This is a genomic window from Zoogloea sp., assembly GCF_030157465.1.
Lineage (GTDB): Bacteria > Pseudomonadota > Gammaproteobacteria > Burkholderiales > Rhodocyclaceae > Zoogloea.
This window is the reverse complement of the sequence record NZ_JAOAUU010000010.1, coordinates 56329-77703: the sequence shown is the minus strand read 5'-3', so window position 1 is coordinate 77703 and position 21375 is coordinate 56329. Positions and strand designations below refer to the sequence as shown.

Here is a 21375-nt window from a genome sequence, read left to right as displayed (position 1 = left end):
AGCACGACTTCGCCCGGGGCGACGCTGAAACCACCGTCGACCCAGTTCTGGATCAGGCGGACCGGCTTGTGCAGCAACTGGCCGAGGCGCACGGCCACCGGCGCGAGGGTGTCGTCGGCGGTAACGGAACCTTCGGTCGGGCGGCCCAGGTGGGAGGTGACCATCACCGCGGCGCCGCCTTCGAGGGCGTACTTGATCGACGGAATCGAGGCGCGGATGCGGGTGTCTTCGGTGATGTTGCCGGCGTCGTCCTGGGGCACGTTGAGGTCGGCGCGAATGAAGACGCGCTTGCCGGAGACGTCGAGATCGGTGAGCTTTTTGACTTGCATGATGATGTTCTTCGTGGCGTCGGAATGAAAAACGCCCCGCACGGGGCGGGGCGTTGAAACAGCTGGATTACTTGGCGTTGACGAAGGCGCGGGCGGCGTCGAGCATGCGGCAGGAGTAGCCCCACTCGTTGTCGTACCAGGCCAGCACCTTGACCAGCACGGAGCCGTCTTCGGCCTTGATGACGCGGGTTTGCGTGGCATCGAAGGTGGAGGAGACGGTGGTGTGGTTGAAGTCGGAGGAGACCAGCGGCTCGTTGTTCACGGCCAGGATGCCCTTCAGCGGGCCGTTGGCGGCAGCCGTCATCAAGGCGTTGATTTCTTCCTTGGTGGTGGCGCGGTCGGCGGTGAAGGTCAGGTCGACCAGCGAGACGTTGATGGTGGGCACGCGCAGCGCGAAACCATCAACCTTGCCGACCAGTTGCGGCAGCACCAGGCCCACGGCCTTGGCGGCGCCGGTCTTGGTCGGGATGATGTTGGCGGCGGCAGCACGGGCGCGGCGCAGATCCTTGTGACGGACGTCAACGGTGACCTGGTCGTTGGTGTAGGCGTGGATGGTGGTCATCAGGCCCTGCTTGATGCCGACGTTGTCGGCCAGGATCTTGGCCACCGGCGCCAAGCAGTTGGTGGTGCAGGAGGCGTTGGAGACGACGGTCATGTCGGCCTTCAGTGCGCCTTCGTTCACACCCATGACGATGGTGGTGTCCACGTCGTCGCCGCCGGGCGCGGAGATCAGCACGCGCTTGGCGCCCTGATCCAGCAGGGCCTGGGCCTTGGCCTTGGTGGTGTAGGCGCCGGTGCATTCCAGCAGGACATCCACGCCGTGGCTGCCCCAGTTCACGCCCTTGGGATCCTTGGTGGAGTAGAAGGGGATCTTCTTGCCGTCGATGATGATGATGTTCTCACCTTCGGTTTCCACCGGGGTGCCGAAGCGGCCGTGAGTGGTGTCGTACTTGAGCAGGTGAGCGTTGGTGGCCAGGTCGCCGGAGGCGTTGATGGCAACCACTTCAAACTCGTTTTGCAGACCCTGCTCGTAGATGGCACGCAGCGTGCAGCGGCCGATACGACCGAAACCATTGATGGCGACCTTGATGCTCATCGATTCTTCTCCCTAGTCTTAATCACACAAAAACAAATTCTGCGTGCGCGGCCCGGGGGCCGCGCTGACGGTGACGCGAACGAAGCCGCGTCAGGCAATGACTTTTTTCACTGCGGCAACCACCGCTTCGGTGGTGATGCCGAAATACGCGAACAGCTCGCCGGCCGGGGCCGATTCGCCGAAGCGGTCTAGACCGATCACTTCGCCTTCGAGGCCCACGTACTTGCGCCAGCCGTCGGTTACACCGGCTTCGACGGCGACGCGGGGGAGGCCTTTGGGCAGCACGGAGGCGCGGTAGGCGGCATCCTGGCGGTCGAAGACGTTGGTGCTGGGCATGGACACCACGCGCACGGCAATGCCTTCATCGGCGAGCTGCTTGCGGGCGGCCATGGCCAGGGCCACTTCGGAGCCGGTGGCTATGATAATGGCTTGCGGCGAAACCGGCTGTGACGGAGTTCCCGCTTCGGACAGCACGTAGCCGCCACGGCGGATGTCGGCCGTTTGCGCGGCGGTGCGCGGCTGGAAGGGCAGGTTCTGGCGCGAGAAGGCGAGGGACGAGGGGCCGGTGGCCCGCTCGATCGCCGAGGCCCAGGCGACTGCGGATTCGGTGGTGTCGCAGGGACGCCACACGTCCATGTTGGGGATGAGGCGCAGGGTGGCGGTTTGCTCGACCGGCTGGTGGGTCGGGCCGTCTTCGCCGAGGCCGATGGAGTCGTGGGTGAACACGAAGATCTGGCGCAGCTTCATGAGCGCCGCCATGCGCAGGGCATTGCGGGCGTACTCGCTGAACATCAGGAAGGTGGCGGTGTAGGGAATCAGGCCGCCGTGCAGGGCCACGCCATTGGCGATGGCGGCCATGCCGAATTCGCGCACGCCGTAGTAGACGTAATTGCCGCCGGTGGTCTTGCTGACGCCCTTGGCGCCAGACCACAGCGTGAGGTTGGAGCCGGCCAGGTCGGCGGAGCCGCCGAGGAGTTCGGGCAGCTTGGGTGCGAAGGCTTCGATGCTGTTCTGGCTGGCCTTGCGGGTGGCGATGGTTTCGCCTTTCTCGGCAACCTTGGCGAGCACGGATTCGACGTGGGCGGCCCAGTCGGCGGGCAGTTCGCCGGCCATGCGGCGGGTGAACTCGGCGGCGAGTTCGGGGAACTCTGCGGCGTAGGCGGCGAAGCGGGTGTTCCACCCGGCCTCCAGCTCGGCGCCCTTGGCCTTGGCGTCCCAGGCGGCGTAGACGTCGGCGGGGATTTCGAAGGCGGGGTGGTTCCAGCCGATGTAGGCGCGGGCGGCCTCGATTTCGGCGGCACCGAGCGGGGCGCCGTGCACGTCGTGGCTGTCTTGCTTGTTGGGGGCGCCGGCGCCGATGATGGTCTTGCAGCAGATCAGGGTCGGGCGACCGGTTTCGGCCTTGGCGGCCTGGATTGCGGCTTCGATTTCGACCGGGTCGTGGCCTTGGACATCGCGCAGCACATGCCAGCCGTAGGCTTCGAAGCGCTTCGGGGTGTCGTCGGTGAACCAGCCTTCGACATGGCCGTCGATGGAGATGTTGTTGTCGTCGTAGAAGGCGATCAGCTTGCCGAGGCCCCAGGTGCCGGCCAGCGAACAGGCTTCGTGGGAGATGCCTTCCATCAGGCAGCCGTCACCCAGGAACACGTAGGTGTGGTGATCGACGATGGCGTGGCCGGGGCGATTGAAGCTGTCGGCGAGGATTTTTTCGGCCAGCGCCATGCCCACGGCGTTGGTGATGCCCTGGCCCAGCGGGCCGGTGGTGGTTTCGACGCCGGGGGTGTAGCCGACTTCGGGGTGGCCCGGGGTGCGGCTGTGCAACTGGCGGAAGTTCTTCAGGTCGTCGATGGACAGATCGTAGCCGGTGAGGTGCAGCAGGCTGTAGATCAGCATCGAGCCGTGGCCGTTGGACTGGACGAAGCGGTCGCGGTCGGCCCATTTGGGGTTGGCCGGGTTGTGGCGCAGGTGATGGCGCCACAGCACTTCGGCGATTTCGGCCATGCCCATCGGGGCACCGGGGTGGCCCGAGTTGGCTTTCTGGACGGCGTCCATGGCCAGCGCGCGGATCGCGCCGGTCAGGGAGTTGAAGACGGGCGGCTTGACGTTACGCGAAGTGGACATCGAAGAACTTTCGGCCGGGGGAGCGGCGCGCAAAGACCGTAATTATCTTTGATTTCCGGGGGCTTGGGTAGCCTTGGTGGCTTGATTGTGGGTGTCGGAGGCGTCACGGCGGGGGCCTGGAAACTCCGGCATAATCCGCATCGCTGCCGTGGCCTTACATTTTCTTACATCGCGCTCCCTGATGTTGCCCATCTCCCGTTCTGCCGCTTTTGTCCTGGTCTGTGCCGCGTTGCTCCTCGGTGCCTGCAGCAGCATGAAGTACACCGTCGATGACGGTCGCAAGGTGAACGAAACCCTGCTGACCAACCTGCGCCTGCTGGGGCACGGCGAACGCTCGCTGCGGCCGGCTATCGTGCGCTCGGCGGGGTTGAAGGATCCGGACTGCAGCCACCAGTGGGAACTGCCTTTCAGCGTGGCGACCAGCTACGAGTGGGACGAGGACGACCGGGTGGCGTGGGTGCGTGCGCTGCAGGTGGACGAGCGCCTGACCGTGGTGGCGGCGGCGCCCGACATTGGTCTGGCGCCCGGCGACAAGATCGTCGACATCAAGGGCTACAAGAAGAACGACGCCAACAAGATGCTGCACGAACTGGCCGAGTTGCGGGATGACGGGGAGCCGTTTCCGGTGAAGACGGCCGCCGGCCGCACCGTGACCGTCAAGCCGCTGCAGGTGTGCCGCGGCTATGCCCGCCTGGCGCCGCCGGTCACGCCGGGCTACCAGGATTTCCACTGGCTGATGAGTGTTCACCCGCTTGAGATCTTCGGGCCGCAGATCACGCCGGACGAGGCCTTGTGGATGGTGCTGTGGACCCAGGGCCTGTCCGAAGAAGGCGGCGCCCGCATGAAAACCTATCACTACAGTAAAGAGGTGGTGTCGACCCTGTTCGAGATCGCCTCGCTGGCCACCGGCCTCAACGCCGCGGCCCAGGCGGCCAAGGTGGCGGTGAACCAGGCGGCACAGACCGCGGCGGCGGCAGCGGCCAAGTCGGCGAGCGAGGCGGTGGCCAAGCAGGCGCTGCAGGAGGCGGCCCGCAAGATTGCCGAACAGGCGGCCCAGGATTACGCGCAGAAAGTGGGCGAGGAAGTCGTCAAGTCGGTGGGCCGCCAGGCGGGCAACGTGCTGCGCGACACCTTCATGGCGCGGGTCGGCATGGCGGTGTCGAGCCTTTCGTGGGTGGCTACCACGGCCTTCGACGATGCCGACCGCTGGGTGTATGACCGCATCGGCAAGCTCGGCGGCGACCCGCTGGCCGGGGCGACCCTGCACCAGAAACTGCTCGACCAGCGGCGGGTCAGCAACGTCTTCGTCTTCGACGAGGATCGCCTGGCCCGTCTGGGCATGCTGGCGCGCCAGACCCAGCGCGAGGACATGCTGGCGGCGGTGCTCAAGGGTGCGTCGCTCGAGGCCTTTACGCTGCGACTGACCGATCTGCCCAGTGCCGGTGACGACATGGGGGGCGTGGCCGGAGAAATGCTTGCGCATTCCGACAGTGAAGAAATACATGTGCCGGCCGGCCTTGGCCAGAGCGGTTTGATCGATGCAATGTTGAGGATGCCCCTTGAATCCGGGGCAGATTGAGCGCATGAAAACTTCATCTGTGCGCGGGCTGACCCGCGCTCTGGTCTTCACCCTGCTGGCCCTTTCCGGCCAGGCCCACGCCCAGCAGGCGTCATCCGGCGGCATGCCCGACGACTCCGGTGCGTCGGCGCCGGATTGCCCGCTTTTGATGCAGGAAGCGGAAATGCGCTTCGAGCACGGCCAGCAGGCTGCGGCGGCCAAGCGCTTCAAGGAGGCCGTGCCCGCCTTGCGGGATGCCAGCAGCGCTTTTCTGAGCGTTGCGGCAAGCTGCCCTGCGGTGGCGGCCCAGGCCAATCGCCAGGGCGACCGGGCGGCGGCGGCGCTTAAATCTGCCGAAGGGGCCGCAACCCACCAAAGCGAGTGCCTGCCGCGCCTCGACAAGGCCCTCGACCTCGATCTTCGCGCCACGGCGGCCCGCGGCGAGAAGAGCGATCCGGCGCAGATCGAGCGCCTGCTGGCGGACGCCGAGGGCGCGTGGCGCGAGGCGGTCGAGTTGTGCCAGTCGCCGCAGCGCGAGAAGGCTGAGAAAAGCCTTGCCGCCACGATGCGCGCGCGTGCCGCCAACGCCGAGCTGCTCAGTTCCGGCCCGGCCTGCGATGCGGCCTGGAAGAGTGCCGGTTCCCTTGTGGATTACGCCAGGGGCGCGTGGAAGGAAAAGCGCTGGGACGACGCCTCGATGCTCTATGGCAAGGCCGTGATGGCCTGGGAAGGCGCCGCCGAAAAGTGTTCGGGCACCCGCCATGACCAGGCTCTGCGCAAGGTCGAGCAGACCCAGACCGACGCCCACAATGCCGAGCACTGCGGCCCCTTGTGGGATCAGGCCACCGAGCAGACCCAGCGTTTGAAGACGACGGGCGCGGCGGTTTCGGCCACCGAGAAGGATGTGTTGTCGGCGAAGGCCGAAGTGGCCTGGCGGGATGCGGTGGTGCAGTGCCGCGGCACTCCCCAGAGCCTGGCCCGGACCAACGCCGATGCGATTGCCCGCGAACGCGGTACGCCGCTGCCGCCCCAGGCGATGGCCTTGTATGGCAGCCGCAAGGCGCCGCCTCCGGCCTTGGTTGCGGTGGCTCCGGCCGCCGCTGCCGGGCTGCTCGCGGCTTCCGCCGCCGATACCCCGGTGGCCCGTCGGGAGCCTGTGCCCGCTGTAAGCGCGCCTGTCCCGGCGCCGCGCGCAACGGCTGAAGCGCCGGCCGCGCAGCCCCCGGCCGGCGATGTGGTGCTGGTGGCCGGCGACACCACCTATCGCGGCGCCTTCGTGCTGGATCGCAAGTCCGGCCTGGTGAGCGGCAGCGGTAGCGTGGAATGGACCAATGGCGAGAGCTATGCCGGTTCGCTGGTGGACGGCCGCAAGCACGGCAAGGGGCGCTTCAACTGGGTTGGCGGGCAGTGGTACGAGGGCGACTGGGTCAATGACCAGGCGGTGGGCTACGGAGTGATCCGCTTTGCCGGCGGCAACCGCTACGAAGGCGCAGTGCTGGATGGCGAGCCGAACGGCCGGGGCACCCAGGTTTTTCCGTCCGGCGACCGCTATACCGGCGACTTCGTCCGTGGAGTATTCCATGGCCGTGGCAGCTATGCCTGGAAGAGCGGCAACCGCTACGACGGCGCCTGGAACATGGGCAGAAAACACGGCCAGGGCCGCCTGGTGTGGGCGAGTGGCGAAGGTTGGGAAGGCGAGTTTCGGGACGACCAGCAGACCGACACGGGAAAGAACATCACGGCCGCGTCGCGGTGACGCTCACACCCACTGCCGGCGGCGTTCCATCAGTTTCCAGATCAGCGGCGTGAGGATCAGCTGCATGGCCAGGTCGAGCTTGCCGCCAGGCACCACGATGGTGTTGGCGCGGGACATGAAGCTGTCGTGGATCATGCGCAGCAGGTAGGGGAAATCCACGCCGCGCGGGTCGCGGAAACGGATGATCACCATCGATTCGTCGGCCGTCGGGATGTCCCGGGCGATGAAGGGGTTTGAGGTGTCCACCATCGGCACCCGCTGGAAGTTGATGTGGGTGTGGGTGAACTGGGGCACGATGTAATGCACGTAATCGTGCATGCGCCGCAGGATGGTTTCCTGCACCGCCTCGAGCGAATAGCCGCGGGTTTTCGTGTCCCGGTGGATTTTCTGGATCCACTCCAGGTTGGTGATCGGCACGACCCCGATCAGCAGGTCGGCGTGGCGGCCGGTGTTGACCTTGTCGGTGGTGACGGCGCCGTGCAGGCCTTCGTAGAACAGGCAGTCGGTATCGGGGGGGATTTCTTCCCAGGGGGTGAAGCTGCCCACCTTGAGGCCGCGGCGCGACGCTTCTTCGGCATGGTGCAGGTAGTAACGGCGCTTGCCGCCACCGGATTCGCCGTAGGTGCGGAAGAGCTGCTCGAGTTCTTCGAGCAGGTTGGCTTCGGGGCCGAAGTGGCTGATGCCGCGCTGGCCCTGGCTTTCTGCCTTGACGATCCGCTCGCGTATTTCATCGCGGGTGTAGCGGTGAAAACTGTCGCCCTCGATGATCGCGGCGTTGACCTTTTCGCGCCAGAAAATACCTTCAAAGGTGTGCTTCACCGTGGTGGTGCCCGCGCCGGATGAACCGGTCACCACGATGATGGGGTGCTTCATTGACATGAACTGCTCCCGCGAATGAGTGGTTTTGGAACAGCTCACGCGGATATGAGCTGTTCCAAAAGCGCTCCGCAGCGGGTCTGGATGGATGGGTCAGCTGTCGATGCGATCTCTTGGTGGTCTGCCCCTTTGCGGGCCGGTCCTTTTGCAGGCGTCGTCAGGAGTGGGCGTGCAGCCAGGTGCGCCATTGCTCGAACAGGGCCGGGCTGGCGGCGGCGATGACCGAGCGCTTGATGGCCGGGCCGGCCGTGAGGGGTGTGCCGCCGATGCTGCTGTAGCTGCCGCCGGCCTCTTCGAGGATCAGGCGGCCGGCTGCGTAGTCCCACAGCATCTGGCCGCCGTGGATGTAAACATCGAGCCGGCCGGCTGCGACGTAGCACCATTCGAGGGCGCTGGAGCCGAAGTTGCGCTGGGAATAGTAAGGCGGGCGCACCGCCAGTTCGTCGCCCAGGTGGTGGCTGATGCGCTTGAAATCCACGCCGGCGACCGCTTCGCGGAGATGGCCGGCGGGGCTGCGCAGGGGCAGGGACACATCGTTGAGCCAGGCGCCGGCACCGCGGGCGGCGTAGAAGGCTTCGTCGGTAACCGGGTTGTACACCACGCCGATCTGGGTTTTGTGGCCGACCAGGTAGGCCACGGCGACGCCGAAGAACGGGATGCCGTTGGCGAAATTGGTGGTGCCGTCGATGGGGTCGATGACCCACAGTCCATGCACGCCGGCATGCCACACGCGGCCCTGTTCCTCGGCGCTCATTTCTTCGCCAAGCACCGGGGCGTGGATCAGGGTGGGCAGGCTTTCGACCAGCGCGGCCTGGGCGGCGAGGTCGGCTTCGGTGAGCACGCTGCCGTCGGCCTTGTGCTCGCGCACGGCGCGCAGATAGCGGGGCAGGATGGTGGTGCGGGCCATCTCGCGGACGATGGCGACCAATTCACGGGCCTGGTCGAGGCGTTGGGCACTAGTCATGGGGTGGTCTGCCATTTGATCGAGCAGCCGATACCGGCCGTTTGCTCACGGGGGCCGTGGCCGGTCTGGGCAACGAGCCGCATGGCTTCGAAAAGCTCGCGGCGGGCGTTGTCGGGGGCGGGCTGCTTGCCCGATGCGTCGAGGCGGCCGCGGTACTGGAGACCGAGCCCGGCGTCGAAGCCGAAGAAGTCGGGGGTGCATACTGCGCCGTATGCCCTGGCGACGGACTGGCTTTCGTCGAGAAGATAAGGGAAGGGAAAATTCATTTCGGCGGCGATGTGCCGCATGTTGTCCCAGGAGTCTTCGGGGTAGCCGGCCGGATCATTGGACATGATCGCCACGCTGCCGATGCCCAGCCCGGCAAGTTCGCGGCAGTCGCGCAAAATGCGGGGCAGCACGGCCTTAACATAAGGGCAATGATTGCAGATGAACATTACCAGCAAGCCTTTCGGGCCGCGGCAGCTGGCGAGCGAGTGCGTGTTGCCGTCGACGCCGGGAAGCACGAAGTCCGGCGCGGACCAGCCAAAGTCGCACAGGGGCGTGGTGAGACTGACCATGATCTTCGTTTGTTTCAATCCCGTTGAGGCACGCGGATAATAGCACGATGAATCCGCGCTTCTTCTGCCCTGACGGCCTCCTTCCCGCATCCGACATGCCCCTGCCTGCCGCCGTCGCCCACCATGCCGAACGCGTGCTGCGCCTGGCCGTGGGCGACCCGGTGACGCTCTTCGACGGTCAGGGCGGCGAGTGTGCAGCAAGCATCCTGGCGTTTGGCAAGCAGCCTCTCGCCCGGCTGGGTCCGCGGCTGGCCATCGAGCGCGAATCGCCGCTGCAGATCACGCTGGTACAGGCGCTGGCCAGTGGCGACAAGATGGACTGGGTCGTGCAAAAGGCGGTCGAACTCGGCGTTGCCGAGGTGCAGCCGGTGGCGGCCGAGCGGTCGGTGCTCAAGCTTGCGGGCGAACGGGCCGACAAGCGCGTTGCCCACTGGCAGCAGGTTGCCGTGGCGGCTTGCGAGCAGTCTGGCCGCAATCGGGTGCCGGTGGTGGGCGAGATCCTGCCCTTGGCCAAATACCTGGCCCGGCCGTTTGATGGCACGCGCCTGATCCTTGCGCCGGGTGCCGACGGGGCGCTGGCCCGCAAGGCCCGGCCAACCCGGCCGCTGGCCATCCTGATCGGGCCCGAAGGTGGCTGGTCGCCGGCCGAGCTCGATCTGGCGGCCCGCGCCGGCTGTGAGCCGCTGGCCCTCGGGCCGCGGGTGCTGCGCACCGAAACCGCCGGCCTCGCGGCACTGGCGGCGATGCAAACCGTGTGGGGTGATTTTCCGGGAGAGGCAGATGTTTGAATCGGCGGAGCTGGGCCATCGCTTGTCGAAGGAAGACTACGCAGCGATCGAGCCCACGCTGCGCACCGAGCTGCTCGAAGCGCAGTTCGATCTGCTGGAAAACAAGGATTTCTCGGTGGTGATCCTCATCAACGGGATCGACGGCGCAGGCCGGGGCGAAACGGTGAATCTGCTCAACGAGTGGATGGACCCGCGCCACATCGAGGTGCATGCCTTCGACCAACCCGCCGACGAGGAGCGGGAGCAGCCCTTCCTGTGGCGTTTTTGGCGCGTGCTGCCGCCCCGGGGCAAGATCGGCATTCTCTTTGGCAACTGGTATTCCGACCCCATCGGCGACCGCGCCTTCGGGCGCATCAAGAAGGCGCATCTCGACCAGCGCCTGTCCGAACTCAACCGCTTCGAGGCGATGCTGAGTGCCGAGGGCGTGATGCTGGTGAAGTTCTGGTTCCATTTGTCGCGTCCGGCCCAGAAAAAACGTCTCAAGGCCCTCGAAGCCAACCCGGACACCCGCTGGCGGGTGGGCGAGGCCGACTGGTTGTTCTACGAGGAATACGACCGCTACCGGGAGGTGGCCGAGCATGTGCTGCGCCGCACCAGTACCGGCATCGCGCCGTGGGTGATCGTCGACGGCACCGACCCCCAATACCGTGCCGTGCATGTAGGGCGCACGCTACTGGAGCGCCTGAAGCGGCGCCTTGAGTTTGTGCGCAAGGGTTTTCGGCCGCGCCAGACCGCGGCGCCGCTGGTGGTGGCGCCGGACGAGCGCAACCTGCTCAACGCGCTGGTGCTCAACCAGCCGATGGACAAGAAGGAATACGACAAGCAGCTTGAAAAGCTCCAGGGCCGGCTGGCGCTGGCGCTGCGCAGCGATGCCTTTGCCAGGCGCAGCCTGGTGATTGTTTTCGAGGGCATGGACGCGGCCGGCAAGGGCGGGGCGATCCGCCGCATCACCGAAGCCCTCGATACGCGCAAGTATCGCGTCGTGCCGATTGCGGCGCCCAGCGACGAGGAGCAGGCCAGGCCCTACCTGTGGCGTTTCTGGCGTCGCCTGCCGCGGCGCGGCAAGGTGACGATCTTTGATCGCTCGTGGTACGGCCGGGTGCTGGTCGAGCGGGTCGAGGGCTTTTGTTCCGAGGCCGACTGGATGCGCGCCTACACCGAGATCAACGATTTCGAGGATCAGCTGGTGTCGGCCGGGGCGATTGTCGTGAAGTTGTGGCTGTCGATCAGCGACGAGGAGCAGCTGCTGCGCTTCAAGGCGCGGGAGGCGGAATCCTTCAAGCGCTACAAGATCACCCCCGACGACTGGCGCAACCGCGAAAAATGGCCGCTCTACGAGCCGGCGGTATGCGACATGATTGATCGGACAAGCACTGAAAACGCGTCCTGGACGCTGGTCGAGGCCGACAATAAATATTATGCCCGGGTAAAGATTCTGCGCATCCTGGCCGATAAGCTCGAATCTGCCCTGAAGACATGAAGCGGACAGGCCGCAGGCCTGATGACTTCCCCTCGTTATAGCGGAAACTCCATTGAATTCATCTGAAAACACGCCCGTGCCCCTGTCGGCAAACGAGCTTTCCCAGCGTTTCGTTGCCTGGGTGCGGGCTGCCGCGCCCTACATCCACGCCTTTCGCGGCAAGACTTTCGTGCTCGGTTTCGGCGGCGAGGTTGCCATTGGCCAGCTGGGCCAGAAACTGGCCTACGACTGCAACCTGCTGGCCGCGCTCGGCGTGCGCCTGGTGCTGGTGCATGGCGCGCGGCCCCAGATCGATGCCGAAATGGCCCGGCGGGGCCTCGTGCCGCGCTTTCACAAGGGCCTGCGCGTGACCGATGCGGACGCCCTCGAATGCGTCAAGGCGGCGATGGCGGTGACCCGCATCGAGATCGAAGCCCAGCTCTCCCAGGGGCTGCCGAACACGCCGATGGCGGGCAGTTTCATGCGCGTGACCGGTGGCAACTTCATTACCGCCAAGCCGGTGGGGGTGGATGAAGGCGTCGACTATGGCTTCACCGGCGCGGTGCGCAAGGTGATTGCCGAGGAAATCGCGGCCGATCTCGACCAGCAGAACGTGGTGCTGATGTCGCCGCTGGGAGTTTCTCCGGCGGGCGAGATCTTCAACATGAGCATGGAGGCGGTGGCCGAGGCGGTGGCGATCGGGCTGAAGGCCGAGAAGCTCATCTACCTGTGCGACGCGCCTGGCCTGCTCGACACCAAAGGCGGGCTGATCGAGGCGATCACCGCCGACGACGCCGAGGCCATGCTCAAGGCTGGCGAAGGCATGACCGAAGACCTCGACCTTTACCTGCCCTGCGCGATCCGCGCGGTGCGCAAGGGCGTTGGCCGCACCCACCTGATCGACCGGGACAAGGACGGCGGCCTGCTGCTTGAATTCTTTACGCCGCAGGGCGTCGGTACGGTGATCACCCGTGATCCGCTGTTCCGCCTCCGCGAGGCGACCGTCGAGGATGTGGGGGCCTTGTCGAGCGTGATCGCGCCGATGGAGGCCGATGGCACGCTGGTAAGGCGCAGTCGCGAGCGCCTCGAGGAGGAGGTCGAGCGCTTCACCGTCGTCGAGTACGACGGCGTGCTGGTGGGCTGCGCGGCGCTTTACCCGTTCATCGACGAACGCGCCGCCGAGATGGCCTGCGTGGCCGTGGTGCCGGAGCACCGCCGGGCCGGTCTGGGTGAAATGCTTTTGCGGCGCATGGAAGAGCGCGCCCGGGCGATCGGCGTCGAGCGTCTGTTTGTGCTCACCACGCGTACGTCCGACTGGTTTCGCGAGCGTGGCTTCCGTCAGGCGCCGCCCGAAGATCTGCCGCGCCAGAAGCGGGAGATGTACGACGTCAGCCGGCGTTCCAAGGTATTCATGAAAGCCCTGTGAAAGTGACCGTTTGATCGCCCGATTCGTTGGACACGTCTTTCCGCCGCGCGCGCCGTGGTGTGCCTTGGCGCTGCCTGCGCTTTTGCTGTCGGCCGGGCCGGCGCTGGCCGCCTGGCCTGAAAGCCTCGACACGCCCGTTGTGACGCTGGGTGCCAGCGCCCTGGCAATCATCGGGCTGGCCGGTGGCAGCTACGTGCTCCGGCTTCGCCAGCGCCTGACGGCCCTGCAGGTCCGCCTGGGCATCGCCGGAAAAGCAGGGGCGCGGGTCGGGGGGCGGATGCCTTCCGAAAGGGCGCGAGACTGGCATTTCCGGGTGGCGGCCGAGGCGGGCCATAGCCTGGAAGGCTGGGTTGACCTGGAAGGGCGGCTGTACTGGGTCAATCAGGCGATCGAGCGCTACACCGGGCAGCCCGTCGACGTGGTGCTGGCAGGCGATTTCGTCGATCTCGTCGTCTACGAGCGCGATCGCGCCTATTGTCGCGACCAGATTCGCCAGGCGCTTTCGAGCGGGGTGGCCGCCGAATTCGAATTGCGGCTGGTCAATGGGCGCGGCAGCGTGCAGTGGATGGCCTGCTACTGGCAGCCTGTCCGCAGCGACGACGGCGCCCTGCTCGGGTTGCGGGCGACGATGAGCGACATCCAGGCGCGCAAGGAGGCCGAGTTCAAGCTGCTCGAATCCGTCGCCGCCCTGCGCCGTGCCCAGGCGCTCTCCGAGCATTACCTGCGGCGCAGCAACGAGGAGCGCTCGCGTCTGTCGGCGCTGCTTGACGTGGTGCGGATGGGCATCCTGTTCATGGATACCGACCGCCGCGTGGTCTATTGCAACCGGACTTTCTGTGAAATCTGGGGCCTGCCGGATGGCGAGCGTTTTGTCGGTGTGCGCGACGTGGCCCTCCAGAAGCATGCCCTTGCGCTGATCGAGGACGGCGCGGGTTATCAGCAGCATGTTTCCCGGGTCTTGCTATGCCGGGAGCCGAGCGAGCCCTTTGAAATCCATTTCAGTGACGGGCGGGTCGTCACCGATTTTTCGCGCATCGTGCCCGGGCCGGACGGAACCCGGGCGATAGGCCGGATCTGGGTCTTCGAGGACATTACCGAGCAGCGCCGGGTGGCCAATCAGCTGCTGCACCTGGCCGAACGCGATCCGCTCACCAACCTGTTCAACCGCCGCCGCTTCCATGAGGAACTCGAACGCATGCTGGCCGACGGGCGGCGCCACCGAGAGGGTGTGGGCCTGCTCGCCATCGATCTGGATGGTTTCAAGCCGGTCAACGACAGCCATGGTCACCAGGCCGGCGATGAAGTTCTGATTGGCCTGGCCGGTGCGGTGGCTTCGGTGGTGCGGCGAAACGAAATGTTCTTTCGCATGGGGGGCGACGAGTTCGCGATCCTCGTGCCGGCGGCTGAACCCCAGGGGCTGGCCGAGCTGGCCCGGCGGGTGTGCGCCTGTATTGCAGGCTTGGACTTTTCCTTCGGCCGCGGGCAGGGGAAGGCGACGGTCACGGCGAGCATCGGCATCGCCCTGAGCACCCGCCACGGGGAGGACGGCGAGTGCCTGATCGGTGCGGCCGACCGCGGAATGTACCGGGCCAAGGCGCTGGGCGGCAATTGCTGGGAGTTCGCGCGGGATGTGGTGTGCGCGCCGATTGATTGAGCCGAGCGCCCGGGCGGCCTTGTCGCGGGGTGTTCAGCAGGCCGGAGTTCGCGCGCGACCCCTGAAATGATGGGCAATAGCCCCTATAATCTTGCCACCTTGCCGGCGGCTGTCCGATTGCCCCGGCAACCCCAACTCATGAGGTGATACATGGCACGGATGGTTAATTGTGTGAAGCTCGGTCGCGAGGCCGAAGGTCTCGATCTGCCGCCGATTCCCGGCGAGCTTGGCAAGAGGGTCTTCGAAAATGTTTCCAAGGAAGGCTGGCAGCAGTGGGTCAAGCACCAGACCATGCTGATCAACGAAAACCGTCTCAACCTGATGGACATCCGCGCCCGCAAGTACCTGGCGGAGCAGATGGAGCGCTACTTCTTTGGTGGTGGCGCGGATCAGGTCAACGGCTACGTTCCGCCGAGCAACTGATCGGCAGGGGCGAAGTGTTTCGCCCCCGCAGCATTCACCTGGAAACGGCCCCGGATTTCGGGGCCGTTTCCTTTTGGCTGCCGGCTTCGATGCTGTAGAGCCAGGCCAGGAGTTCGGCGACGACCACGTAGAGTTCCGGTGGAATGCGTGCGTCCAGGTCGACCTGCATCAGGAGTGCGACCAGCTCGGGCGATTCGTGGACGTAGACGCCGGCCTCCTTGGCGCGGGAGATGATTTCGGTGGCGATCAGGCCGCGCCCCTTGGCGACGACGGTTGGTGCCGACTGGCCGGCGTTGTAGGCCAGTGCGACGGCTTCGGCGCGCTGCTCGCCGGCGGGGTGCTCGGGGCGGTTCATGGTGCGCTCCGGCGTTCGGCGACGAGGCCGGTCAGTGGAACATTGGCCGCATCGAGGGCGTCGGCCAGGCGGCCCTGGGCGGCATCGAGGGCGTCGCGTGTGGCTTCGCTGTCGGCGATCAGCCGCACTGCCACGCCGGCCGGGGTGAGGTGAAGTTGCGCCTCGACCCCGCCGAGGCTGGGCAGGGTCAGGCGCAGGGTTGTGCTCCAGCGGGGGTCGGGCTCGCCGTCGTCATTTCGCCGCTCTTGATCCGGCTCATCGATCTCCCATTCCATGTTTTGCCCGGGCCACACCTGCCCCTGCCAGACGATGTGCTGGGTGGCGATGGCGTCGAGTTGCTGATGGACCAGGGGCAGCAGGCGCTCGGGCATCGGTGCTGCCTGCTCGGCCTGGGGGCGAGTGGGGGCGCCGGACGGGCTTTGTGCGGTTTCGGTGCTGCCGGGCGCAAGGTAGGGTGTGGTTTCCGTTACGGCGGCACGGGCGGCGACGGAGCTTGCGGGCTTGCCCTGGGGTTCCAGCTGCAGGGTGGCGGTGTCGATCTGTCCGGCGAGCCAGCGGGCCTGGTGGGATTCATAGAACAGGCCGCTTTGCTGCACGGCGCCGGCGAGGTTCGCGGCCAGGGTTGACGCCGCGCCGGCGCCTTGCGGTGCAGCAGGGAGCAGCGCCGCACCGCCGTTGAGGCGCGGCGTTTCGGGCGCCGGCTGGCCGGTGAGCAGAAAACTGATCAGCTTGCCGGCCTGGCTCAGGGCTGGCTGGCTGGCGGCTTCATTCGCAGGTGGCGCGAGGGTCGCAAAAACGGCCTTCGGCGTGACGTGGCTGACGACCAGTTCGAGCGTGTCGCCGGCCTTGACGGACTGGGGGAGTGCGAGGGTGACTTCGCGGCCTTCCACCTGTGCCAGGAAGGTCTTGTCCGGGCGGGCGGTTTGCAGGCTGGCGACAATGCGCTGGCCCACCGAGAAATCGGGGAGCTGCCCTGAGATGCCCTTTACACGGGCGAGGGGTGCGACGTTGGGCTCACCGGAGAAAAAGCTTGCTTCGGTGAGCATCCGCAGGCGGGAGGCGAGGTCGCCGGGAATCATGACGCGGCCTGGTCAGCCCGCCCGCTGTGCGGGTCAGGTGCGGGAGCTGGTGTCGCTGTCGTCGTAGGCGCTGCGCAGCTTGCGTTCGCGTGCGCCGCCGGACAGCATCTGTCGGACGCTGTCCATCCACGGTTCGGTATGGACACGGACTTCCTTGTCGTCGTTGAGGATGCGCCGGATCAGGGCGACTTTCTTGGCCCGTTCGTCGTCGGACATGCGCTTTGTGGCGCGCCCCTGGAAACCCAGGGCTTCTTCCGTGCCCATGCGGTCGCGCAGGGAGGCGACCTGTTTCTCGAGGTGGGTCAGGCGATCCCAGTCGTTGGCGCGGGCGGCATCCACCATTTCGGTGGAGTAGTTGCTCATCTGTTCCAGGAGGGCGAGGGAACTCATGAAATGTCTCCGGCAGAGCGCTTGAATATGCGTTGTTCAGACTTCGGAGCCGATGGATTCCCAGGCACCCTTGATTTCGCGAAGCAGCCCGCCGACCTCGTCGAGGGTTGGGCGGCTGCTGTGTATGTTGGCGTAAAGCAATCGGCTTGTCATGTAGTCGTACAGCGCACCCAGCCTTTCGGCGAGTTCTCCGCCCGCTTCGTAATCGAGGCTGATCTTCAAGCCGTCGTTGATGATTTCGATGGCCTTGGAGATCGCCTGACCTTTACCAGGAATATCGTTACGCTCAATGGCGGCCGACGCGGTGGCGATACTGAACAGCGCACCGTCGAACAGCATCAGGATCAGCCTGTGCGGGTCGGCGTCGGACACGCCGGTCTCCAGGCTCACTTTGGCGTAGGCAGAGGCGGCGCGTGGAGCAAAGCCAAAAGACATGTTTCTCTCCGGCGGGGGGTTAGTTGTTGCTGTTGAAGTTGGTGAAGTTGGCGATGCCGGCCAGCTGCTGGGTCAGATAGCCGCTGGTGGATTGCATGCTGGCCAAGGCCGAGTCGAGTGCCGTGAATTGGGCGCGATATTGTTTTTCGATACTGGTGAGGCGCAGGTTCAGGGCTTCGCGTTGCTTGCCGATGTCCGTGACCGATCGACTGAGGCCGTCGCTGCGCGAGGCAATCGTGCCGCTGGTCGATAGCAGGTTGTCGGTTGTTGTCTTGAAGCTGGAGCCATAGGCGCCGACCGCATTGGCAACCGCCGTAAAGTTGGTGTCGAGGGCTTTTTGCAGCTTGGCGCTGTCGATCGACAGCGCGCCGGTTTTGCCCACCGATATGCCGATGTCGCTGAGCCGCTGGTAGGCCGATCCGCTCAGCGGACTTGGCACGCTGCCAAACACCGCGCGAACCTGTGACTGGGCGCTGCGCAGGGTCGCATCGCCATTGAGGGCGCCGGCAGCCTTGGTGGTGGCGTCGTAGCTACCCAGCGAGGACATCGTGCTGTTGAGGTCGTTATAGGCCTTCACCAGAGCGTTCAGGCTGCTTTTGAGGGTGTTGGTATCACGGGTCAGGGTGATCGTGGTCGGGCTGCCAGCATTGGTTTTCAGCAGATTGATCGTCAAGCCATCTACTGCACCGCTCAGCGTGTTGCCCGATCCGCTGACGGAAATGCCATTTACTTTGGCGGCAGCGTCTGTCGCGTCCTTGATGTCGAAGGCCGCAGAGGCGTCGAGCGCGGAGCCGCCCGCGGGATCGGCCGGGGCTGCAAACTTGACCCCGGAAAGCGTCACCGCATTGGCGATTCCGGTGTCGGTGGCGGTGAGCTGAAGGTGCTGCTTGCTGTCGGTGTCGGTGACGATGACGGCGGAAACACCGGCGGCGGCATTGTTGATCGCGTCGCGCAGGTCTGCGAGCGTGGTCTTGGTGCTGTCGAGGGTAATGTCCACCGACGTTGCCGAGGCCCCGCTGCCCTTGGTGAGCGTGAGCGTGCTTCCGCCGCTGGGGTCGATAACCTGCTCGCTGGCGCCGTAGATGTTCTTGAGAGACTGGGTCTGGGTGGTGGCTAGCGCGGTGACTTCGAGGGTGTAGCTGCCGGCAACGGCTGAACTGCTGGCGCTGACTGATGCGATTGTGCTGTCGGCAATACTTGCCTGGTAAGTGGAAAATTTTGCCGTGGCCGTTTGGCCGATTGCCGGGGTTAGCGCGGAGGCGGCGGTTTGCAGCGAGGCCAGGGCGCCTTTCAGTGAACCCAGTGACGAAATCCTCGCCTGGTAGCTCGCTTCACGCTTGTTGAGGGCGGTCAGCGGCAGCTTTTCGACCGACATGAACTTGGTGACGATGCCTTCCAGATCAAGACCGGAACCGGTACCTAAGGATGCAATGCTCGCCATGACGAACCTCTTTCAACCACAGAACAACCAAACATGAAAATGCTTACGGAGCCTGGCACCTAAACTTAAGCCCCACGGCGGAATTTTCATGAATAAAAGCATATAACGTGCCTAGCGCCGTACCCGGTTGCGCCACGGCCGGGTGCGGATGAGGGCTATCCGGTTGCGTTCCACTCGCCGGTGAGCTTCAGGCCTGCTGCTTCGTCAACAGGCCGGTGAATTTGTCGAGGGCCTTGGCCATCTGCAGCATCTCTTCGGACGGGATCTGGCGGATGACCTTGTTGGTGTCGGTGTCCACGATCTTCACGACGGTGCCGTGGGTGTCCTTGTCGATTGAAAACTGCAGGCTCTGGGCCAGGGGTCGGACAACCTGCTGCACCTGCTCCAGCGCTTGCTGCACCTGATCAAGAGTGGGCTGGGCCTGGGGAGCGGTGGTTACGCCCGGCGTGTTGCCGGCGGCCGCCACCGGCGTGGTGTTCGCCGCGCGTGGCGCACTGCCCTGGGTTGTTGCCAGTTGCTGGGCGAGCGCAGCCGCGTTGCTTGAGACTGTGTTGATTTCCATGATGATCTCCTCTCGTGCAAACGGCGCCAGACCGTAAAGGTGTCTGGCGCCGCTGGCTCACGCCCTTGCGGGCTGTACCCTTACTTCAACAGGCTGAGTACGGACTGCGGCAGCTGGTTGGCCTGGGCCAGCATCGCGGTGCCGGCTTGCTGCAGAATCTGGCCGCGAGTCATGTTGGCCGTTTCTGCCGCGAAGTCGGTGTCCTGAATGCGGCTGCGGGCGGCTGACAGGTTTTCCGAACTGGTGTTCAGGTTTGATACGACGCTGGTGAAACGGTTCTGGATCGCACCCAAGTCGGCCCGACTGGAGTTGATCGTGGCCAGTGCGGAGTCGATGGTCGCCAAGGCGTTCTGGGCACCGGAGGCGGTGGAGAGGTCGATCGAAGACACGCCAGCGCCGAAGGTGGCCGTTGCTGCGGTATTGACCGCCGTCAGACCTGCCAGGGCAAAGTCAGAGCCACCCACGGTGATGCCGTTGGCGCTCGTCGAGCTCAGGCTGACGCCGCCTCGGGTTGTCGTGGCGAGGTTCTGGAACGTCAGGCCGGTCGCGGTTTGGGTTGCAGTCTTGTTTGTGTTGTTGCCGCCGATGGCGATGTCCTGCCCCTGGGCACCGGTCAGGGTGAGGACGCCGGCGGCGTTGCTCGCGGTGACACCGGTCTTGGACGACACTGCGTTGATTGCCGCGGCGACGTTGGCGCCCTGCGTCGTGGCATTCGTGCCGGCGGTGACTGCGCCGATATCGACACCGTTGATCGTGAGATCACCGGCCTTCAAGGCGCCAGCTGCGCCAGCGACGGCCGCAGTGGCGAAGCCGGTTGCGGCGTCGGTGACCGTCAGGCCGGTGTTGGCGACAGCGGCACCGGTGCCTGCGCCGATCAGGCTGATGTTGCGGCCGTCGGCGGCGCTCAGCGACACAGCACCAGTGGTGGAGTCGAAGGACGCTGTGACGCCGGTCTGGTTGGATACGGCGTTGAAAGCGGCCGCGACGTTGGAGCCTTGGCTGGTTACGTTGCCGCCCGCCGCGATCGCGCCCAGCTTGACGTTATTCACATAAATGTAGTCGGTGTTGTTACCGGCGATGGCTACGGTAGCGCTCGGGGCTGCGCCGCTCACTGTGGTTGCCGAGGCCTTGGCGGTGACGCCGGTCTGGCCGGACACTGAGTTGAACGCGGCGGCTTTGGCGATCGCGCTGTCGTCGCCGCCGCCGACGGAAACACCGTCGGATTTGGTCGGGCCGACGCCGTAGCCATTGACGGTGATGCCCGCTGCGCTGATGGCGCCGCTGGTTACGCTGCCGGTCACCGAGGTCGAGTAGGACGACGTGGTGCCGACGCCGAGGGAGTCGGCCTTGGCGCTGGCGATGGAGGAGATGTTGATCGTCTCGCCCTTGTTGGCGCCCACCTGGAAGGTTTGCGAGCTGAAGGTGCCGTCGAGAAGCTTGACGCCGTTGAACGAGGTCTGGCTGGATACGGTGTTGATCTGCGATACGAGCTGATCGACTTCCTTTTGCAGCGAGGCGCGGTCGGAAGCGCTGTTGGTGGCGTTGGAAGCCTGGACGGCCAGTTCGCGCATGCGCTGCAGGGAGTCACCAACGCTCTGCAGAGCGCCTTCAGCCGTTTGCGCCAGGGAAATGCCGTCGTTGGCATTGCGGGCGGCCTGGTTGAGGCCCTTGATCTGGGAGGTCATGCGGTCGCTGATGGCAAGGCCGGCAGCGTCGTCCTTGGCGCTGTTGATACGCAGGCCGGACGACAGGCGTTGCAGCGAAGTCGTCAGGGACGATTGCGACGTGCCGAGGTTGCGTTGGGCATTGAGCGACGCGGTATTGGTGTTGATAACTGCAGCCATTTTGAGTCTCCTTAATTCCGTTCAAGATAAGCGTTTAGGCTTAACTTTGGTTCGCCTTGCCCTGTGTGTGTAAGGCAACCGCCGTTGAAATCATTAACGGAACTGCCTGTGGGGACTTTAGAAAAAATGTTTATTTCTTTGTAGGTTTGTGGCCTACAAGAATCGGGCCGGATTACCGCTTGGCTTAAGATAGCGGCGCGAAAAATCAAAGCTTTAGGGCTGGATGGCGAGTACGGGGCGGGCGCCTGAAGGGGTGTTGTGG

20 protein-coding genes are annotated in these 21375 nt (G+C 65.3%); 7 read left to right on the top strand and 13 right to left on the bottom strand.

Features of this window, described 5'->3' with window-relative positions; genetic code table 11:
- The 3 genes from pgk to tkt form a co-directional block, all read right to left on the bottom strand.
- On the bottom strand, positions 1–329 hold a 329-nt coding region (pgk, locus tag Q1W26_RS01720), incomplete at its 3' end, for a phosphoglycerate kinase (RefSeq protein ID WP_300435040.1).
- Between the two features lie 67 nt (positions 330–396).
- Positions 397–1425 carry a type I glyceraldehyde-3-phosphate dehydrogenase gene (gene gap / locus Q1W26_RS01715; RefSeq protein ID WP_300435038.1) on the bottom strand — a complete coding sequence of 343 codons (1029 nt, stop codon included), beginning with the start codon at positions 1423–1425 and terminating at the stop codon, positions 397–399.
- A gap of 90 nt (positions 1426–1515) precedes the next feature.
- A complete protein-coding gene (tkt, locus tag Q1W26_RS01710; RefSeq protein WP_300435036.1) occupies positions 1516–3546 on the bottom strand; it encodes a transketolase in 2031 nt (676 codons plus the stop codon).
- Positions 3547–3799: 253 nt separating this feature from the next.
- Between tkt and Q1W26_RS01705 the strand changes: the two genes are divergently transcribed.
- Together Q1W26_RS01705 and Q1W26_RS01700 are read left to right on the top strand one after the other, a co-directional pair.
- A complete protein-coding gene (locus tag Q1W26_RS01705; RefSeq protein ID WP_300435034.1) occupies positions 3800–5125 on the top strand; it encodes a hypothetical protein in 1326 nt (441 codons plus the stop codon).
- A gap of 4 nt (positions 5126–5129) precedes the next feature.
- Positions 5130–6860, top strand: coding sequence for a hypothetical protein (locus tag Q1W26_RS01700; RefSeq protein WP_300435032.1), 1731 nt, complete (start codon positions 5130–5132; stop codon positions 6858–6860).
- A 3-nt stretch (positions 6861–6863) separates the two neighbouring features.
- Here the strand turns inward: Q1W26_RS01700 and Q1W26_RS01695 are convergent, their stop codons facing one another.
- From Q1W26_RS01695 to Q1W26_RS01685, 3 genes are all read right to left on the bottom strand, one after another.
- Positions 6864–7739 (bottom strand): phosphoribulokinase, encoded by an 876-nt coding sequence (locus tag Q1W26_RS01695; RefSeq protein ID WP_300435029.1) that lies wholly within the window; start codon positions 7737–7739, stop codon positions 6864–6866.
- Between the two features lie 154 nt (positions 7740–7893).
- The gene (locus Q1W26_RS01690) at positions 7894–8700 is read right to left on the bottom strand and encodes an inositol monophosphatase (RefSeq protein ID WP_300435026.1); all 807 of its coding nucleotides are present in this window, start codon (positions 8698–8700) and stop codon (positions 7894–7896) included.
- Positions 8697–9257 (bottom strand): thioredoxin family protein, encoded by a 561-nt coding sequence (locus tag Q1W26_RS01685; RefSeq protein ID WP_300435024.1) that lies wholly within the window; start codon positions 9255–9257, stop codon positions 8697–8699. The genes Q1W26_RS01690 and Q1W26_RS01685 overlap by 4 nt, the downstream gene beginning before the upstream one ends.
- A gap of 47 nt (positions 9258–9304) precedes the next feature.
- On the opposite strand from Q1W26_RS01685, the gene Q1W26_RS01680 reads away from it, so the two are divergent.
- From Q1W26_RS01680 to Q1W26_RS01660, 5 genes are all read left to right on the top strand, one after another.
- The gene (locus Q1W26_RS01680; RefSeq protein WP_300435022.1) at positions 9305–10045 is read left to right on the top strand and encodes a 16S rRNA (uracil(1498)-N(3))-methyltransferase; all 741 of its coding nucleotides are present in this window, start codon (positions 9305–9307) and stop codon (positions 10043–10045) included.
- Positions 10038–11525 carry a polyphosphate:AMP phosphotransferase gene (pap, locus tag Q1W26_RS01675; RefSeq protein WP_300435019.1) on the top strand — a complete coding sequence of 496 codons (1488 nt, stop codon included), beginning with the start codon at positions 10038–10040 and terminating at the stop codon, positions 11523–11525. Before Q1W26_RS01680 ends, pap begins: the two co-directional genes overlap by 8 nt.
- 52 nt (positions 11526–11577) lie before the next feature.
- Positions 11578–12930, top strand: a complete 1353-nt coding sequence (gene argA, locus Q1W26_RS01670) for an amino-acid N-acetyltransferase (protein ID WP_300435017.1) — start codon at positions 11578–11580, stop codon at positions 12928–12930.
- A 10-nt stretch (positions 12931–12940) separates the two neighbouring features.
- Positions 12941–14584 (top strand): GGDEF domain-containing protein, encoded by a 1644-nt coding sequence (locus Q1W26_RS01665; protein WP_300435014.1) that lies wholly within the window; start codon positions 12941–12943, stop codon positions 14582–14584.
- A gap of 150 nt (positions 14585–14734) precedes the next feature.
- Positions 14735–15007: an oxidative damage protection protein gene (locus Q1W26_RS01660; RefSeq protein ID WP_300435011.1), complete on the top strand. Its 273-nt coding sequence runs from the start codon at positions 14735–14737 to the stop codon at positions 15005–15007.
- Between the two features lie 34 nt (positions 15008–15041).
- Here the strand turns inward: Q1W26_RS01660 and Q1W26_RS01655 are convergent, their stop codons facing one another.
- The 7 genes from Q1W26_RS01655 to Q1W26_RS01625 all read right to left on the bottom strand — a co-directional run bounded on the left by Q1W26_RS01655 (position 15042) and on the right by Q1W26_RS01625 (position 21113).
- On the bottom strand, positions 15042–15362 hold the full coding sequence (locus Q1W26_RS01655) for an EscU/YscU/HrcU family type III secretion system export apparatus switch protein (RefSeq protein ID WP_300435008.1): 321 nt from the start codon (positions 15360–15362) through the stop codon (positions 15042–15044).
- Complete coding sequence (locus Q1W26_RS01650) at positions 15359–16441, bottom strand: flagellar hook-length control protein FliK (RefSeq protein ID WP_300435005.1); 1083 nt, start codon at positions 16439–16441, stop codon at positions 15359–15361. Before Q1W26_RS01650 ends, Q1W26_RS01655 begins: the two co-directional genes overlap by 4 nt.
- A gap of 33 nt (positions 16442–16474) precedes the next feature.
- Positions 16475–16831, bottom strand: coding sequence for a flagellar protein FliT (locus Q1W26_RS01645; protein ID WP_300435002.1), 357 nt, complete (start codon positions 16829–16831; stop codon positions 16475–16477).
- Between the two features lie 36 nt (positions 16832–16867).
- Positions 16868–17266 carry a flagellar export chaperone FliS gene (gene fliS, locus Q1W26_RS01640; RefSeq protein ID WP_300434999.1) on the bottom strand — a complete coding sequence of 133 codons (399 nt, stop codon included), beginning with the start codon at positions 17264–17266 and terminating at the stop codon, positions 16868–16870.
- Between the two features lie 19 nt (positions 17267–17285).
- Positions 17286–18707: a flagellar filament capping protein FliD gene (gene fliD, locus Q1W26_RS01635; protein WP_300434997.1), complete on the bottom strand. Its 1422-nt coding sequence runs from the start codon at positions 18705–18707 to the stop codon at positions 17286–17288.
- 187 nt (positions 18708–18894) lie between these two features.
- The gene (locus Q1W26_RS01630) at positions 18895–19269 is read right to left on the bottom strand and encodes a flagellar protein FlaG (protein ID WP_300434994.1); all 375 of its coding nucleotides are present in this window, start codon (positions 19267–19269) and stop codon (positions 18895–18897) included.
- 80 nt (positions 19270–19349) lie between these two features.
- Positions 19350–21113: a flagellin gene (locus Q1W26_RS01625; protein ID WP_300434991.1), complete on the bottom strand. Its 1764-nt coding sequence runs from the start codon at positions 21111–21113 to the stop codon at positions 19350–19352.
- Between the last annotated feature and the right edge of the window lie 262 nt (positions 21114–21375).

Bases quoted from the DNA above. Each gene is read 5' to 3' on its own strand.
- gap (WP_300435038.1), bottom strand. From the start codon at position 1,425: ATGAGCATCAAGGTCGCCATCAATGGTTTCGGTCGTATCGGCCGCTGC.
- tkt (WP_300435036.1), bottom strand. From the start codon at position 3,546: ATGTCCACTTCGCGTAACGTCAAGCCGCCCGTCTTCAACTCCCTGACC.
- Q1W26_RS01705 (WP_300435034.1), top strand. From the start codon at position 3,800: ATGAAGTACACCGTCGATGACGGTCGCAAGGTGAACGAAACCCTGCTG.
- Q1W26_RS01700 (WP_300435032.1), top strand. From the start codon at position 5,130: ATGAAAACTTCATCTGTGCGCGGGCTGACCCGCGCTCTGGTCTTCACC.
- Q1W26_RS01695 (WP_300435029.1), bottom strand. From the start codon at position 7,739: ATGTCAATGAAGCACCCCATCATCGTGGTGACCGGTTCATCCGGCGCG.
- Q1W26_RS01690 (WP_300435026.1), bottom strand. From the start codon at position 8,700: ATGACTAGTGCCCAACGCCTCGACCAGGCCCGTGAATTGGTCGCCATC.
- Q1W26_RS01685 (WP_300435024.1), bottom strand. From the start codon at position 9,257: ATGGTCAGTCTCACCACGCCCCTGTGCGACTTTGGCTGGTCCGCGCCG.
- Q1W26_RS01680 (WP_300435022.1), top strand. From the start codon at position 9,305: ATGAATCCGCGCTTCTTCTGCCCTGACGGCCTCCTTCCCGCATCCGAC.
- pap (WP_300435019.1), top strand. From the start codon at position 10,038: ATGTTTGAATCGGCGGAGCTGGGCCATCGCTTGTCGAAGGAAGACTAC.
- Q1W26_RS01660 (WP_300435011.1), top strand. From the start codon at position 14,735: ATGGCACGGATGGTTAATTGTGTGAAGCTCGGTCGCGAGGCCGAAGGT.
- Q1W26_RS01655 (WP_300435008.1), bottom strand. From the start codon at position 15,362: ATGAACCGCCCCGAGCACCCCGCCGGCGAGCAGCGCGCCGAAGCCGTC.
- Q1W26_RS01650 (WP_300435005.1), bottom strand. From the start codon at position 16,441: ATGATTCCCGGCGACCTCGCCTCCCGCCTGCGGATGCTCACCGAAGCA.
- Q1W26_RS01645 (WP_300435002.1), bottom strand. From the start codon at position 16,831: ATGAGTTCCCTCGCCCTCCTGGAACAGATGAGCAACTACTCCACCGAA.
- fliS (WP_300434999.1), bottom strand. From the start codon at position 17,266: ATGTCTTTTGGCTTTGCTCCACGCGCCGCCTCTGCCTACGCCAAAGTG.
- fliD (WP_300434997.1), bottom strand. From the start codon at position 18,707: ATGGCGAGCATTGCATCCTTAGGTACCGGTTCCGGTCTTGATCTGGAA.
- Q1W26_RS01630 (WP_300434994.1), bottom strand. From the start codon at position 19,269: ATGGAAATCAACACAGTCTCAAGCAACGCGGCTGCGCTCGCCCAGCAA.
- Q1W26_RS01625 (WP_300434991.1), bottom strand. From the start codon at position 21,113: ATGGCTGCAGTTATCAACACCAATACCGCGTCGCTCAATGCCCAACGC.